This is a genomic window from Enterobacter hormaechei ATCC 49162, from assembly GCF_001875655.1.
GTDB lineage: Bacteria > Pseudomonadota > Gammaproteobacteria > Enterobacterales > Enterobacteriaceae > Enterobacter > Enterobacter hormaechei.
This window is the reverse complement of the sequence record NZ_MKEQ01000001.1, coordinates 2,642,625-2,656,778: the sequence shown is the minus strand read 5'-3', so window position 1 is coordinate 2,656,778 and position 14,154 is coordinate 2,642,625. Positions and strand designations below refer to the sequence as shown.

At 51.3% G+C, this 14,154-nt stretch carries 11 protein-coding genes; 2 read left to right on the top strand and 9 right to left on the bottom strand.

Annotation, left to right across the window (positions count from 1 at the left end):
* Nucleotides 1-2 precede the first annotated feature (2 nt).
* Together pcoB and pcoA are read right to left on the bottom strand one after the other, a co-directional pair.
* On the bottom strand, nt 3-893 hold the full coding sequence (gene pcoB, locus BH712_RS13245) for a copper resistance outer membrane transporter PcoB (protein WP_001378118.1): 891 nt from the start codon (nt 891-893) through the stop codon (nt 3-5).
* A gap of 5 nt (nt 894-898) precedes the next feature.
* Nucleotides 899-2,716 (bottom strand): multicopper oxidase PcoA, encoded by a 1,818-nt coding sequence (gene pcoA / locus BH712_RS13240; protein WP_000925240.1) that lies wholly within the window; start codon nt 2,714-2,716, stop codon nt 899-901.
* A 234-nt stretch (nt 2,717-2,950) separates the two neighbouring features.
* Between pcoA and BH712_RS13235 the strand changes: the two genes are divergently transcribed.
* Nucleotides 2,951-3,400, top strand: coding sequence for a copper resistance protein (locus BH712_RS13235; RefSeq protein WP_001023257.1), 450 nt, complete (start codon nt 2,951-2,953; stop codon nt 3,398-3,400).
* 288 nt (nt 3,401-3,688) lie between these two features.
* Nucleotides 3,689-4,426, top strand: a complete 738-nt coding sequence (locus BH712_RS13230; RefSeq protein ID WP_000287501.1) for a peptidoglycan DD-metalloendopeptidase family protein — start codon at nt 3,689-3,691, stop codon at nt 4,424-4,426.
* 33 nt (nt 4,427-4,459) lie between these two features.
* Here the strand turns inward: BH712_RS13230 and BH712_RS13225 are convergent, their stop codons facing one another.
* From BH712_RS13225 to silC, 7 genes are all read right to left on the bottom strand, one after another.
* Nucleotides 4,460-4,657: a DUF2933 domain-containing protein gene (locus BH712_RS13225; RefSeq protein WP_000843494.1), complete on the bottom strand. Its 198-nt coding sequence runs from the start codon at nt 4,655-4,657 to the stop codon at nt 4,460-4,462.
* 40 nt (nt 4,658-4,697) lie between these two features.
* Complete coding sequence (silP, locus tag BH712_RS13220) at nt 4,698-7,145, bottom strand: Ag(+)-translocating P-type ATPase SilP (protein ID WP_001353604.1); 2,448 nt, start codon at nt 7,143-7,145, stop codon at nt 4,698-4,700.
* Between the two features lie 126 nt (nt 7,146-7,271).
* The gene (locus tag BH712_RS13215) at nt 7,272-7,712 is read right to left on the bottom strand and encodes a DUF411 domain-containing protein (protein WP_000758228.1); all 441 of its coding nucleotides are present in this window, start codon (nt 7,710-7,712) and stop codon (nt 7,272-7,274) included.
* Nucleotides 7,713-7,797: 85 nt separating this feature from the next.
* Entirely contained in the window at nt 7,798-10,944 is a 3,147-nt protein-coding gene (gene silA, locus BH712_RS13210) for a Cu(+)/Ag(+) efflux RND transporter permease subunit SilA (protein WP_000574029.1), read from the bottom strand.
* 10 nt (nt 10,945-10,954) lie between these two features.
* The gene (gene silB / locus BH712_RS13205) at nt 10,955-12,247 is read right to left on the bottom strand and encodes a Cu(+)/Ag(+) efflux RND transporter periplasmic adaptor subunit SilB (RefSeq protein WP_000157620.1); all 1,293 of its coding nucleotides are present in this window, start codon (nt 12,245-12,247) and stop codon (nt 10,955-10,957) included.
* Between the two features lie 113 nt (nt 12,248-12,360).
* Nucleotides 12,361-12,714, bottom strand: a complete 354-nt coding sequence (cusF, locus tag BH712_RS13200) for a cation efflux system protein CusF (RefSeq protein ID WP_001246155.1) — start codon at nt 12,712-12,714, stop codon at nt 12,361-12,363.
* A 27-nt stretch (nt 12,715-12,741) separates the two neighbouring features.
* The gene (silC, locus tag BH712_RS13195) at nt 12,742-14,127 is read right to left on the bottom strand and encodes a Cu(+)/Ag(+) efflux RND transporter outer membrane channel SilC (RefSeq protein ID WP_000475506.1); all 1,386 of its coding nucleotides are present in this window, start codon (nt 14,125-14,127) and stop codon (nt 12,742-12,744) included.
* Between the last annotated feature and the right edge of the window lie 27 nt (nt 14,128-14,154).

Here is a 14,154-nt window from a genome sequence, read left to right as displayed (position 1 = left end):
CGTTAAAACCAGATTCTGGCTCCCGCCAGGAATACTACCTGATGGTCTTTCTCACCTTCTCTTTTCGCCATATCGGATGTTTTCCCGTAAAGTTGATTCCAGGAAACGCCTATATAGGGTGCAAACTCACGGCGTATTTCATAGCGCAGCCGGAGCCCCAGCTCTGTGTCAGTCAGTCCCCTGCCGCGACCCCGCGATTCATCATCCTGACTGTAGAAATTCACCTCATAGGATGGCTGGAGTATGAGCCGGTTAGTCAGTAAAACGTCGTATTCTCCTCCCAGACGAAGGGCTGCTTTTCCGCCATTACTGACAAAACCCGTAATTTCAGACTCAAAATTATAGAGTGCCAGCCCCTGAAAACCGACAGCAGCCCAGGTCCGGGCAGAAGCAGGTCTGAAATCCTGCCTGACACCCGCAACCAAATCCCACCATGGGCCAACCGCATGTCCCCAGAGTAACTGCGCTTCAGCCGCCTCCGTTTCCCCATTGCTTCGTTCACCTTCACTCTTTAGCCAAATCCGATCTGTGTCGCCTCCAATCCAGCTGTTAACACTCCAGCTGAAATTGTTGGTGTTATCCGACCGTTGCCATTCCAGTTGATCCAGCAGAACCAGATAATTAATCGCACTGTCGTGAATCGCATGCCCCTGTAAATTGCCGAATGCAGCCTTCCGGTCGGCATCGGTAACAGGCGGAATTGGCGTTCTGCTCTCAGTTACAATGGGCTCCATTGACGTCATCTCAGTGAAATTCTCATCTGCTGGCATCTGCATGGCAGACATGTCGTGCCCGGCGTGGGGATCTGCAGAGACGGAGCCCGCCGCAATAGAAAGCTGTGAGGTAAACAAACCGGCGACCAGAACAGGTATGGCCTTCAAATTTCTCTTCATTCGCATCATTCCTCCACCCGGACTTCACGAAACATTCCCATTTCCATGTGATAGAGCAAATGGCAGTGATACGCCCAGCGGCCAAGCGCATCTGCTGTCACTCTGTAACTGCGTTTTGTACCAGGGGGAACATCTATTGTGTGTTTACGAACCATGAAATTACCGTTTTCATCTTCCAGATCGCTCCACATACCATGCAGGTGAATGGGGTGAGTCATCATGGTATCGTTGATCAGCGTGATCCTGAGCCGCTCACCGTATTTCAGCAGCACCGGTGCGGCATCTGAAAACTTGATTCCGTTAAATGACCAGGCAAACTTTTCCATGTGGCCGGTTAAATGCAGTTCTATGGTACGGCCAGGTTCACGTCCGTCAGGATCCTCAAAGCGGCTTTTCAAATCCGCGTACGTGAGAACCTTTCTTCCGTTATTTCGAAGACCAATACCCGGATCATTTAATTTCGGAGAGACGCTCATCGCCTGCATATCAACCAGTGGGTTATCCGTTTCTGACGCAGGATGACTTTGCATACCCGGCATTCCGGCCATCCGGGAATGATCCATACCGGCCATGCTGCTGTGATCCATGGGCGCGGAGGATGTCCCGCTATCCGGAAGGTCAGCACCGTCCATAGACATCATCTCTCCGCTGTTATCCATGCCTCCCATCTGGCTGTGGTCCATTCCTGCCATATCATGTCCCATTCCCCCCATACCCATATCTTCCATGGTCAACAGAGGACGGGGATCGAGGGGGGGAACGGCAGCACTTAACCCCTCTCTCGTGGCCAGTGTCCCTCGAGCGTAACCGGTCCTGTCCATGGATTGTGCGAAGATGGTATAGGCCTCACCCTGAGGCTCCACAATGACATCATAGGTTTCGGCAACGGCAATCCTGAATTCGTCAACGGTAACCGGGTTTACATACTGGCCATCTGCAGCCACGACCGTCATTTTCAGCCCGGGGATACGGATATCGAAATAGGTCATTGCCGAGCCGTTGATAAACCGTAAGCGTATCTTTTCACCGGGACGGAACAGTCCGGTCCAGTTTTTCAGCGGGGCCTGCCCGTTCATGAGATAGGTGTAGGTGTAGCCACTGACATCCGCGAGGTCAGTCGGATTCATTTTCATTTCAGCCCACATTTTCCGATCGGCAATGGTGGCTGACAGCCCCCTGGTATTCACGTCGCGGAAAAAAGAGCCAACGGTTGGTTTATTGAAATTGTAGTAATCCGACTGTTTTTTTAATTTTTTCAGCAGGCTGTGAGGATTTTCATCGGTCCAGTCAGACAACATGACCACATGCTCACGATCGTAAGTAAACGGTTCTGGCTCCCCGGCATCGATGATAATGGCACCGTATACCCCCTCCTGTTCCTGCAGACCGGAATGGCTGTGGTACCAGTAAGTCCCGTTCTGCTTAACCTTAAAGGTGTAAACGTAGGTATCATCAGGCTCTATGCCCATAAAACTCAGCCCCGGAACACCATCCATATTGGCCGGAAGAATAATGCCGTGCCAGTGAATGGACGTCTGTTCATTAAGACGGTTTTTGACCTTCAGGGTAATGGTGTCACCTTCTTTCCAGCGAAGAACGGGCCCCGGCAGGCCTCCATTGATTGTTTTGGCCTGACGCTCACTGCCCGTGATATTGACGGCCGTTTCACCAATGGTCAGGTCAAACTGAGTACCCTGCAGGGATGCGGCAACTGGCAGGCTCAGACTGGAACGCGCATTGAAACTCCATACGCCAAGACTTCCGGCTACGCCAGAGAGGGTTAACCCCTTCAGGAAAGTTCGTCGAGACGTTTTCAACAGCATGCGCATTCCCTTATTTAAAGTATGGTTACTGACAGAATTCGAGAACCGATTTAAATTAAATTACTGGTTCATCCACTTACAATGAAATGAATCTAGCACACCTTAAGAAACAAATTCATTACAATCGTGTAATGTACATAGCTGTATTACATTTACGTCATCTTCCCCACAGGTTGATTATTTTTATATATGATCATAAGGACATCTTTTATGTACCTCAGAAGGTAATTACACATGAATATATTAATCACGACCACTGCGTTTACAGCTTTATTTTGTGGGGCAGCTTTTGCTCAGTCCAGTGATATTGCCCATGAAGCACATCGATTTGTTAATAATGCCTCAGCCGTCAGTCATGTGAATTCCTCGACGCATGAAAACTTACCGGACAGGGTTAATAAAAACAACACGCCCTCATTCTCTGAAATGAATGAACATGAAAGGGCCATTGTTGCTCATTCATTTATGAACAACAGCGCGTCCTATGCGCATCAGAAAATGATTGAGGAACATAAAAAAATGCTGTCCGGCAGTGATGCAAATTCAAAGACCTCGTCTTCTTCTTTTAACGAACTGAATGCCGGAGAAAAAGCCGCTCTCGTGCATGAGCAGGTCAATAATGCCGGTGCGGAAGCACATCAGACGCAGGCAAGAAAGCTTCGCGGGCTGTATTCGACCAGGTAACTGCAGGCGGGTTAGTGCTTAGCGTCAGGTGCGCAGCAGGGCTTTACTGACGGGTTACGTAGCAGGACATGAGCCCCATATTGCTCTGCCGTAACCTGTTTCAGTCCCGTTAATCATCACCGTCGGGCTGGTCATACAGTTCCCAGAGCTTCAGGAGCAAACGGGAAACAAGATATGTTACAAAAATGACGACCATCAACGGTGCTCCCGATTAACTGACAGATGACACGCCTCCTGAAAACCCCTAGCATACGCCGCAGTGTTCATGCTAACGGCGAATTCCAGTAAATGTATTCTACCGATGTCGTAAAAGAAAATGCCTACCTTTCAGCCACCCGCTCGGGGCTGGAATCGAACGAGATCGCTACTCTTCAGCGCTCCTTGCCTTCCCGGTTTAATCTGCGGCATTTGAAAAAAAATGAATCATTAAAACTCGTACTGCAAAAGAAAGCGGGAAAATCACGTGTCGTGGCCTATAAATTTACGTCCGGTTCATTTAATTACACGGCGTATCGTATATCAGATAAAAAGTTCTATAACCTTTCCGATACTTCCGGGAAAGGCAGTCTCGATTATCCGTTACCGGCCACAGCAAGACTCAGTTCGCCTTTCAATCCTGCAAGACTTAACCCGGTATCGGGAAAAGTGAGTCCCCATAATGGCATTGATTATTCCATGCCCATGAACACGAAAATAGTCAGCGTCATCGACGGAAAAATCACCCGGGCCGAATACAACAGTACCATGGGATATTTTGTTGAAGTAACGGGAAAAGCCGGTGTTAAAACTCGCTATCTCCACCTCAATAAAATACTCGTTACTAAAGGGGCCAGGGTTACACGGGGAGGTGCTATTGCGTTATCCGGTAACAGCGGACGTTCATCCGGTCCTCATCTGCATTACGAGCTGGTCATCAATAACAACCCTGTTAACTCTCTGGCGTTCCGGGCAGCGGCACCCGCTGATAACAAACTCGAACAGCATGCCTTTGCGCATGCCAGAGACTACGAACGATACCTGGACTGATAACGGGACCGCGACGCGGCCCCGTCTGCCGGATTAATTTTTTTTATCGTTTTCACTTCCGTGATGTTGATGATCTCCATGCCCTCCGTGGCCGTGGAAAAGATGCATTAGCGGGCAGACCAGCAATAACAGATATGGCCAGTAACCTGCCACATGTGACCAGTGTTCGCGCAGGAGGGCAAATGCCGCGATCGCGGCGACAGCAATAAGCGCATAGGTGGTACTTTTCATACTGGACTCCTTCTGTTCGTAACTGACCCTTCACTCAGTGTTATTTCCCGAGCCTGACACTTTTCAGACGCAACGCATTCACAATGACGCTGACGGAGGAAAGAGCCATGGCCGCCGCCGCAATAACTGGCGACAGCAGTATTCCATACACAGGATAAAGCAGACCTGCAGCCACAGGCACGCCAAGTGCGTTGTAGATAAATGCAAAAAACAGATTCTGACGGATATTTTTCATGGTGATCTCTGACAGATGACGGGCCCTGTTCAGTATCATCAAGTCGCCTTTGAGAAGGGTGACTCCGGCACTTTCAATTGCCACATCTGTACCCGTTCCCATGGCTATACCCACGTCAGCCGCTGCCAGCGCCGGGGCATCATTCACACCGTCTCCGGCCATCGCAACCACATGGCCAGACTCTTTCAGTCGGGTTATCACTGCTTTTTTGCCATCCGGCAGAATTCCGGCTTCAACCTCATCTATTCCCAGTTTCCGTGCGACAGCTTCAGCAGTAAGCTGGTTATCCCCGGTGAGCATAACGATGCGGATCCCCGCCTGACGCAAAGCTTTAAGCGCATCCGGCGTGGTTGTTTTCACGGGATCCGAGATAGCTATCAGGCCTGCAAGGTCCCCGTCTGTGGCCACATAGATAACGGTAGCGCCTTCCATCCGCAACGTATCCGCAACGGCCTTTTGATTATCAATAACTATACTGTTTTCCTGCATAGCCAGTTCATTACCAATAACAACCCGTTGACCTTCGACATCGCCTGAGACACCTTTACCCGACGGTGCATCGAAATGAGTGACTGCGGGTATTGCGATCCCCTTTTCCTGTGCTGCTTTAACTACTGCCATACCCAGCGGATGCTGCGAGCCTTTTTCCACTGCGGCTGTTACACGCAAAAGAGATGTTTCCCCACCCGGATTGAGACTGATAATCCCTGTCACCGTAGGCGAACCTTCCGTGAGCGTGCCTGTTTTGTCGACAACCAGCGTGTCCACTTTTTCAAGACGCTCAAGGGCTTCGGCATTCCTGATTAACACCCCGGCCTGGGCTCCTTTGCCCACCCCCACCATTATCGACATCGGCGTGGCCAGCCCCAGCGCGCAGGGACAGGCAATAATCAGGACCGACACAGCCGCAATGAGACCGTGCGCCATCCTGGGCTCGGGCCCCCAGACAGACCAGATCACGAAAGCAACAACCGCGATAAGTATCACCAGAGGAACAAACCAGCCTGAAACGCTGTCAGCCATTCTCTGGATGGGGGCACGCGAACGCTGTGCATCAGCGACCATCTGAACAATTCGTGAGAGCATTGTTTCATCACCGACTTTCTCTGCACGGATGATGAGACTCCCTGTCTGATTAATGGTCCCCCCGATGACAGGGTCACCCTCCGTTTTGGTAACCGGCATAGATTCCCCGGTCACCATCGATTCATCAACGGTTGTTTTGCCTTCGATCACGATACCGTCGACCGGAATACTCTCTCCAGGTCTGATGCGGAGCTTATCGCCAGGCAGGACATCTTCCGCATTAATATCCGTTTCATGACCGTCATGATCCAGCCGTCTGGCGGTTTTGGGGGCAAGGTTCAGAAGCGCAGTAATGGCGCCTGAGGTTTGTTCCCGTGCCCGCAGCTCAAGAACCTGTCCCAGCAGAACAAGCACCGTAATAACTGCTGCGGCTTCAAAATAAACGGCCACCAGGCCATCCATGTTTCTGAACGATGCAGGAAACCAGGAGGGGAAGACGGTTGCAATGACGCTGTAAACCCAGGCTACGCCGGTCCCCATTGCAACAAGGGTAAACATATTCAGGGAGCGGTTACGTAACGACATTCCGGCCCGGGCGAAGAATGGCCAGCCACACCACAACACGACAGGGGAGGCCAGAAGCAGCTGCAGCCATGTGTTGTACTGTGGCGGTACTGTATTCCTCAACTCGGGAAACAGATGAGATCCCATTTCGAGTACCAGAACCGGAAACGCCAGCAACAACCCCAGCCAGAAGCGTCTTGTCATGTCGTGAAGTTCATCACTCGGCCCCGTGGATGCCGTAGCTACGAGCGGCTCCAGTGCCATTCCACAGACAGGACAGCTTCCGGGACCACTGCGGCGTATCTCCGGGTGCATCGGACATGTCCACACACCTTCAGAATTCTCTTTTTCCGCCTGGTGGTGAGGCTGTTTTATCTGATCAGGGCTGACTTCGTGATGATCGTGGTGATGGTGATGGGAATGTTCACTGGCATCTTCGGTAAGATAACGATCGGGATGGGCTTTAAATTTACTCTCACAGCTGGCGGAGCAGAAATAAAGTTGATGGTCCTGGTATCGAATGCTGCTGTGCGCCCTGTCGGGCAGGATGGCCATCCCGCACACGGGATCTCTCACCTTATGCAATACGTGGCCCTCGTCCGGGGATAGTGTCTGCTCAGAAGCAGTCTGGTTGTTGTGTTGCACTGCATTGTCATTTTTCACAGTAACTCTCCTTATGCATACCGAAGCATCTTCTGTCTTCAGGGTATGTCATGGATGCGATTACCACGAATATCGCCGGCACAGGAGTGCCTGCTACCGGCGTCCCGTTATCAGCCGTTCCGCTGACTATTCGATTCGCTGGAAGACTTTTTTACTTCCATCCGGTGAGAATGCGATAACATCGTAAGCCTCTTTTCGGGCTCCCATCTCCATTCCAGGACTTCCTGCTGGCATACCGGGGGTGGCGAGACCGTATATACCTGAACCAGACTGCATTGCCTTATGTATCGTTGTCGCAGGCACATGGCCTTCAATGATCAAATTACCGGCAACCGCGGTATGACAACTTCGCAGTCCTGCAGGAATAGCATGCTTTTCTTTCAGGGCTGACAGCGCCTGATCATTCATGACGTGAGTTCGTACTTCAAACCCGTCTTTTTCCATCGCTTTGCCCCACAGGGAACAACAGCCACAGTTTTCAGATTTGTACATATCAATCACTTTTTCACTCGCCATCGCGGGCAGTGAAAGGCCGAGAGCCAGCGCCATCAGAACCACTTTTTTCATACTCACCTCTGTATATTATCGATTTAAACCCTGACGTCAGGGTGAATCAGTAAAGAAGGACACCCACAGGGGTGCCCTTTCAGGTTCAGGACACGCTTTTTTTATGTCTGCGCAGCCAGATTAATTTGTAGGCGGCAGGAATAATGAACAGGGACAGCAGCGGAGCCGTGATCATCCCACCAATCATGGGTGCCGCGATACGGCTCATGACTTCTGAACCTGCACCGGTTCCCCAGAGTATTGGCAGCAGACCCGCAATGATCACCGCCACGGTCATGGCTTTCGGCCGGACACGCAGTACGGCACCATGATAGAGGGCTTCATCAAGGCCTTCCGGTGTGAACGTCTCTTTACGGGACAATTCCGGGTGCGCTTCAATGGCATGACGCAGATACATCAGCATGACCACGCCAAACTCTGCTGCCACCCCGGCCAGAGCGATAAACCCCGTTCCGGTTGCGACAGACATATGGAAGCCCTGCCAGTACAGGAACCATATCCCGCCAACCAGGGCGAACGGCAGGCTCATCAGGATCAGCAGGGCTTCATCAACCCGGCGGAATGCCAGATACAACAGGATGAAGATGATCATCACCGTCATCGGCACCATCAGCTTCAGTTTCTTGTTGGCATGCTCAAGCAGTTCAAACTGTCCGGAGAATGACACGCTGGTACCCGGTCTCAGTTTCACTTTCTGACTGATCGCCGTTTTAATGTCATTAACCACCGACACCATATCCCTGCCGCGCGCGTCAATGTAAATCCAGCTGGCTGGACGGGCATTTTCCGTTTTCAGCATAGTCGGCCCGGAAACGACCTTAATATCCGCAACATCGCCCAGCGTGATCTGCTGCTTCATCGGGGTCAGGATCGGCATCTGTTTCAGGGCCTGCGGGCTGTTCCGGTAATCCTGCGGATAGCGGATATTAATCGGGTACCGGGCCACGCCTTCAACCGTTTCCCCTACCGTCGCGCCGCCGATGGCTGATGAGATGAACAGCTGCACATCGCCCACCGTCATTCCGTAGCGGGAGGCTTTTTCCCGGTTGATATCCACATCAATGTAGCGCCCGCCTTCCAGTCGCTCTGCGAGAGCAGACACTACGCCGGGTACGGTTTTGGCGACCGCTTCGATACTCTGCGCCGTTGCATCGATATCGGACAGAACCGTTCCGGACACCTTGATACCTATCGGGCTTTTGATCCCGGTTGAGAGCATATCAATACGGTTACGGATTGGCGGCACCCAGAGGTTTGCCAGCCCCGGTAAACGGACGGTCCTGTCGAGTTCTTCAATAATCTTGTCAATCGTCATGCCTGGACGCCACTGATCCTCAGGTTTGAGCTGGATCGTGGTTTCAACCATTTCGAGCGGTGCGGAATCCGTGGCGGTCTCTGCTTTACCGGTCTTGCCAAATACAGAGGCCACTTCAGGAACGCTTTTGATTAACTTGTCCGTCGTCTGCAGGAGCGCTGCAGCTTCAGCCGGAGAGACACCCGGCAGGGTCGACGGCATATACAACAGGTCGCCCTCGTTAATCTTCGGCAGAAACTCACCGCCCACCTGGCTCAGCGGCCAGATAACGGTGAAAATGGACAAGGCCGCAACCAGCAGGGTTGTTTTTGGCCAGTGGAGAACCCGCAACAGCAATGGATGATACGCTTTGATCAGTACCCGGTTCAGGGGGTTACTGGTCTCTGCAGGAATTTTCCCCCGGATCCAGAATCCCATCAGAATCGGAATGACGATGATGGCCAGCGCGGCCGCGCCCGCCATGGAGTACGTTTTCGTGAATGCCAGCGGGCCAAACAGACGTCCTTCCTGACCTTCCAGGGTAAAGATAGGAATAAAGGACAGGGTGATGATCAGCAGGCTGATAAACAGTGCGGGTCCCACTTCAACGGAGGCATCGGTAATCACCTTCCAGCGGGTGGCGTTGTCAATCTGCTCACCCGGATGCTGATGATCCCACTCCTCAAGCCGCTTATGCGCATTCTCAATCATCACAATGGCGGCATCCACCATCGCACCGACGGCAATCGCTATCCCTCCCAGCGACATGATATTGGCGTTCAGTCCCTGGAAGTGCATGACGATAAAGGCGATACACAGACCAAGCGGCAGAGAGATAATCGCCACCAGGGCAGAACGTACGTGCCACAGGAACAGGGCACAGACGATGGCCACCACGATAAACTCTTCCAGAAGTTTGGAACTGAGGTTATCAATCGCCCGGTCGATGAGCTGGCTGCGATCGTAGGTGGTCACGATTTCAACGCCTTCCGGCAGGCTGGCCTTCAGCGTCTCAAGTTTATCCCTCACTGCCGTGATAACGTCGCGTGCATTTTTACCCGACCGCAGGATCACCACGCCGCCAGCGACTTCGCCCTGGCCGTTCAGCTCGGCAATACCACGCCGCATTTCAGGCCCGGTCTGCACGCGGGCAACATCCCGCAGATAAACCGGCACGCCGTTCTCGCCTGTTTTCAGGACGATGTTATTAAAATCATCAATGCTCTGAAGATAACCGCTGGCACGGACCATATACTCAGCTTCGGCCATTTCAACGGATGAGCCACCGGCCTCCTGGTTAGACGATTCAAGGGCCTGTTTCACTTCGGGCAGGCTGATACCATACTGAGACAATTTTACCGGATTGACCTGAATCTGGTACTGTTTCACCACGCCGCCAACCGAAGCGACCTCAGCCACGTTCGGGATGGTTTTCAGCTCAAATTTCAGGAACCAGTCCTGCAGAGAACGCAGTTCTGAAAGGTCGTGTTTTCCGCTGCGATCGACAAGGGCATATTCAAATATCCAGCCCACCCCCGTGGCGTCCGGACCGATTTCAGAACTCACACCGGCGGGCAGTTTTCCCTGTACCTGGTTCAGGTACTCCAGCACGCGGGAACGGGCCCAGTACAGATCGGTGCCGTCTTCAAAAATGACATACACATACGAATCACCGAACTGTGAAAAACCACGCACGGTTTTTGCGCCAGGCACGGACAGCATGGTGGTGGTAAGTGGATAGGTGACCTGGTTTTCTACAATCTGCGGGGCCTGGCCGGGATAGCTGGTTTTGATAATGACCTGCACATCTGACAGGTCAGGCAAGGCATCGACAGGCGTGTTAATAATCGTCCATGTGCCCCAGATGCTGAGAAACAGGGCCCCCATCATGACCAGGAAACGGTTGGCGACAGAGCGCCGGATAATCCATTCAATCATCGTCGTCTCCTCAGTGCCCTGAATGCATATTTACAGGCTGGTCAGACATTGCTGGCATACTGCTTTCTGTTTTTTCAGGGTGGCGCATACGTTCCAGTGCGCCCGTAATATTGGCTTCAGAGTCAATGAGGAACAGGCCACTGACCACCACGGTATCGCCTTCATTCAGGCCGGAGCCGATGCCGGACTGTTGCTGTGACTCATGCAGAACGTGGATCTGTTTCGGCACAAACTTGCCTTCATCATCAACAGTAATCACGCGCTGTTCTTTGCCGGTATCGATAACGGCCTGGCTTGGTATCAGCAGCATCTCCTGGCTTCTGGTATTCAGTTTCAGATAGGCATTCATGCCCGGCTTGAGAAACTCATCCTTATTAGAAACCTGGAGACGGACCTGAAGCGTACGGGTTGTCTGATCCACGCTGGGAAGAATATTCCATTTTTCGACATGGAATGTTTTATCCGGATAAGCCGGTACCGAAATTTCAAACTGCGACGTATCTTTCAGCAGATAGGCGATAGATTCTGGCACTGCAGCGCTGATCCAGACCGGGTCCATTCCCTGAATCTGAGCCACCACCTTATCTTTCGAAATATTCATGCCGGTGCGCAGGTCAAATGCAGTAATGACACCATCAATAGGTGCTTTAATGGTAAAACGGGTCTGAATGCTCCGGGTAGAACGCAGTCTCTGAATATCCTCTTCCGGCATACCTGCCAGGCGAAGCCGTTCCAGAACGCCTTTAATTTGCGTGGAAGTACCACCGGTGCTGGATAACAGAAGGAATTCACTCTGTGCTTCCACCCAGTCCGGAATGGTAATATCGATAAGTGGCGTCCCCTTCTTCACATGATCGCCAATCGTCATGGGGTAGACTTTTTCGACAAACCCGTCAGAACGCGCCTGCACAATAACAAACTGATACTCGTTATAGCTGACATTAGCCGGGATTGTCTGAGAATAATTCAGCATTCCTCGCGTGACTTTTTGCGTTTTTAATCCCAGATTCTGAACCTGGGTTGGGTCGATACGGATCCCGCCACTGCTTTTATCGCCACTGTCATCAGCATATTTTGGCACCAGGTCCATATCCATAAAGGGCGATTTTCCGGGTTTATCAAATTTGGTATCCGGTTTCATTGGGTCATACCAGAAAAGCACCTTTCGTTCCGGTGCCTTTTGTTCTGTTTTTTCTGTCTTTTGTGCTGAGTTTACATACTGCCAGGCAGTAACCGATATCAGCCCCCCTGCTATGAGGCTGCTGATAATTATTGCAGCATATTTTATCTTTAAAGAAGCCATACAATTTTCCGCTAAAAAATCAAAACACCTGGCATATGCGCCTGACGGTTAACTCACACATATACCTATGTGAATGTACAGGCGCACAGGATGTAATCGCTCCGGACAGCCAATCAGGACTGCGTCACGTTAATGCTTTTGAGTAAGGAGATATTGCCCTGCTGAATAAACGAGAAATCGACATGGTTGCCTGTTTTCAGGGCATTAATAGCATCGTCTGCATTAACAAAAGTAAAGCGCATGGTCATTGCAGGCCAGCCCACCGCTGGAATTGCTTCATGCGAAATGGTGATTTTCTTAGTATTCATATCAATGTCTTTAACGACACCGGTGCCCTTGATAACTTGCTGTACCGAAGCATCACTGGCAGTATTCATATCGCCATGCTGATGTGTTTCAGCATGAAGACCGGCAGAAAACATGACAGAGAAGGCACCAAATAAAACGGCTTTAAGTGAATTACGCATTTTAATTTCCTGATTAATTAAATAAATTTACTCTACCCAACCGCCACCCAGCGCGGTAAACAGATTAATTTCGTTAACCTGCCGGGAATAGGTAAGATCGAGAATGGTTTGCTGGGTAGCGAAGAGGGAACGTTCTGCATCCAGCACTTCGATGTAACTGACAGCACCACTTGCATACAATCCTCTGGCACGCTGGAGAGTTATCTGAAGTGAATCAAGATAACGCTGCTGTGACTCAAGTTGCTGGCTAAGGCTGTCGCGCAGCGCAAGCGTGTCGGAAACATCCTTAAAGGCTGACTGAATTTTTTGTTCGTAATTAACCACCGACTGTTGCTGGCGAATTTCAGCCAGCTTCAGATTGGCTTTATTCCTGCCAGCATTAAATATAGGAATTTCAATTTTAGGGATAAAATTCCACATTCCACTTCCTGACGTAAACAGGCTGGACAGCTCCGTACTGCTTGCGGAAAGACCACTGGTCAGGGTAATTGAGGGGAAAAAGGCCGCTCGCGCTGCGCCAATATTGGCATCAGCCGCTTTCAGCTGATATTCCGCTTCCATAATATCCGGTCGCTGCAGCAAAATTTGTGAAGACAGATTTGGTGGCAATTTTACTGGGGCTATCTCCCCGCCTTTCATCCCTTTTTCTGACGGAAGTGCGCGGTACGTTCCCAGCACCAGTTGCAGGGCATTGTTTGCCTGAGCCAGATCGCCTTCTCGTTTGGCTATTTCGGCGCGGGTACTTTCGATTTGTCCTCGCGCCTGTTCAAGTGCCAGAACGTTCGTACTCCCGGTCACGAGCTGCTGCTCAACGAAAGCATAGGACTGTTGATAATTTTTCAGCGTTTCCCGCGCAATACGAAGTTGTTCGTACGCCAGTTGCTGGCTGAAATAGCTTTGTGAAACGTTGGATACCAGCAGGATGTGTACGGCCCGACGGGCTTCTTCGCTGGCAAAGTAGTTCTGGCGATCAGCATCACTCATGTTCTTAAGTTTGCCGAAAAAATCGAGCTCATAGCTGAGCTCCAGTCTCGCGTCGTACTCCTGTGTGGTCGGCTTGTCACCTTTCAGACCACCGCTGTATGTTATCCCGGATGAGGCATTCAGCTGGGGATAACGATCTGCATCCGTGACGTTGAACTGGGCTCGGGCCTCTTCAACCTTCAGGGCAGCCATTCTCAAATCACGGTTATTAGTCAGAGCTTCACCGATCAACCGGGTAACCTGGGGATCGACAAAAAAGTTACGCCAGCCCGTATCCTGATAGCCATTTACCGCTGGCGTCAGGCTGTTATGGGACAGTGAAAACTGCTGGGGTACCGGTGCTGCGGGCCGCTGATATTCAGGCGCAAGCGACACGCAGCCTGCCAGGATGAATATCGTGCTAATGCTGAGTAATTTTAATTTGAACATAACGCTTCTCGTCCAGGCAGACCTGGT

Excerpts from the sequence above, each read along its gene's own strand:
- pcoB (WP_001378118.1), bottom strand. The coding sequence starts at position 893 with ATGAAGAGAAATTTGAAGGCCATACCTGTTCTGGTCGCCGGTTTGTTT.
- pcoA (WP_000925240.1), bottom strand. The coding sequence starts at position 2,716 with ATGCTGTTGAAAACGTCTCGACGAACTTTCCTGAAGGGGTTAACCCTC.
- BH712_RS13235 (WP_001023257.1), top strand. The coding sequence starts at position 2,951 with ATGAATATATTAATCACGACCACTGCGTTTACAGCTTTATTTTGTGGG.
- BH712_RS13230 (WP_000287501.1), top strand. The coding sequence starts at position 3,689 with ATGTATTCTACCGATGTCGTAAAAGAAAATGCCTACCTTTCAGCCACC.
- BH712_RS13225 (WP_000843494.1), bottom strand. The coding sequence starts at position 4,657 with ATGAAAAGTACCACCTATGCGCTTATTGCTGTCGCCGCGATCGCGGCA.
- BH712_RS13215 (WP_000758228.1), bottom strand. The coding sequence starts at position 7,712 with ATGAAAAAAGTGGTTCTGATGGCGCTGGCTCTCGGCCTTTCACTGCCC.
- silA (WP_000574029.1), bottom strand. The coding sequence starts at position 10,944 with ATGATTGAATGGATTATCCGGCGCTCTGTCGCCAACCGTTTCCTGGTC.
- silB (WP_000157620.1), bottom strand. The coding sequence starts at position 12,247 with ATGGCTTCTTTAAAGATAAAATATGCTGCAATAATTATCAGCAGCCTC.
- cusF (WP_001246155.1), bottom strand. The coding sequence starts at position 12,714 with ATGCGTAATTCACTTAAAGCCGTTTTATTTGGTGCCTTCTCTGTCATG.
- silC (WP_000475506.1), bottom strand. The coding sequence starts at position 14,127 with ATGTTCAAATTAAAATTACTCAGCATTAGCACGATATTCATCCTGGCA.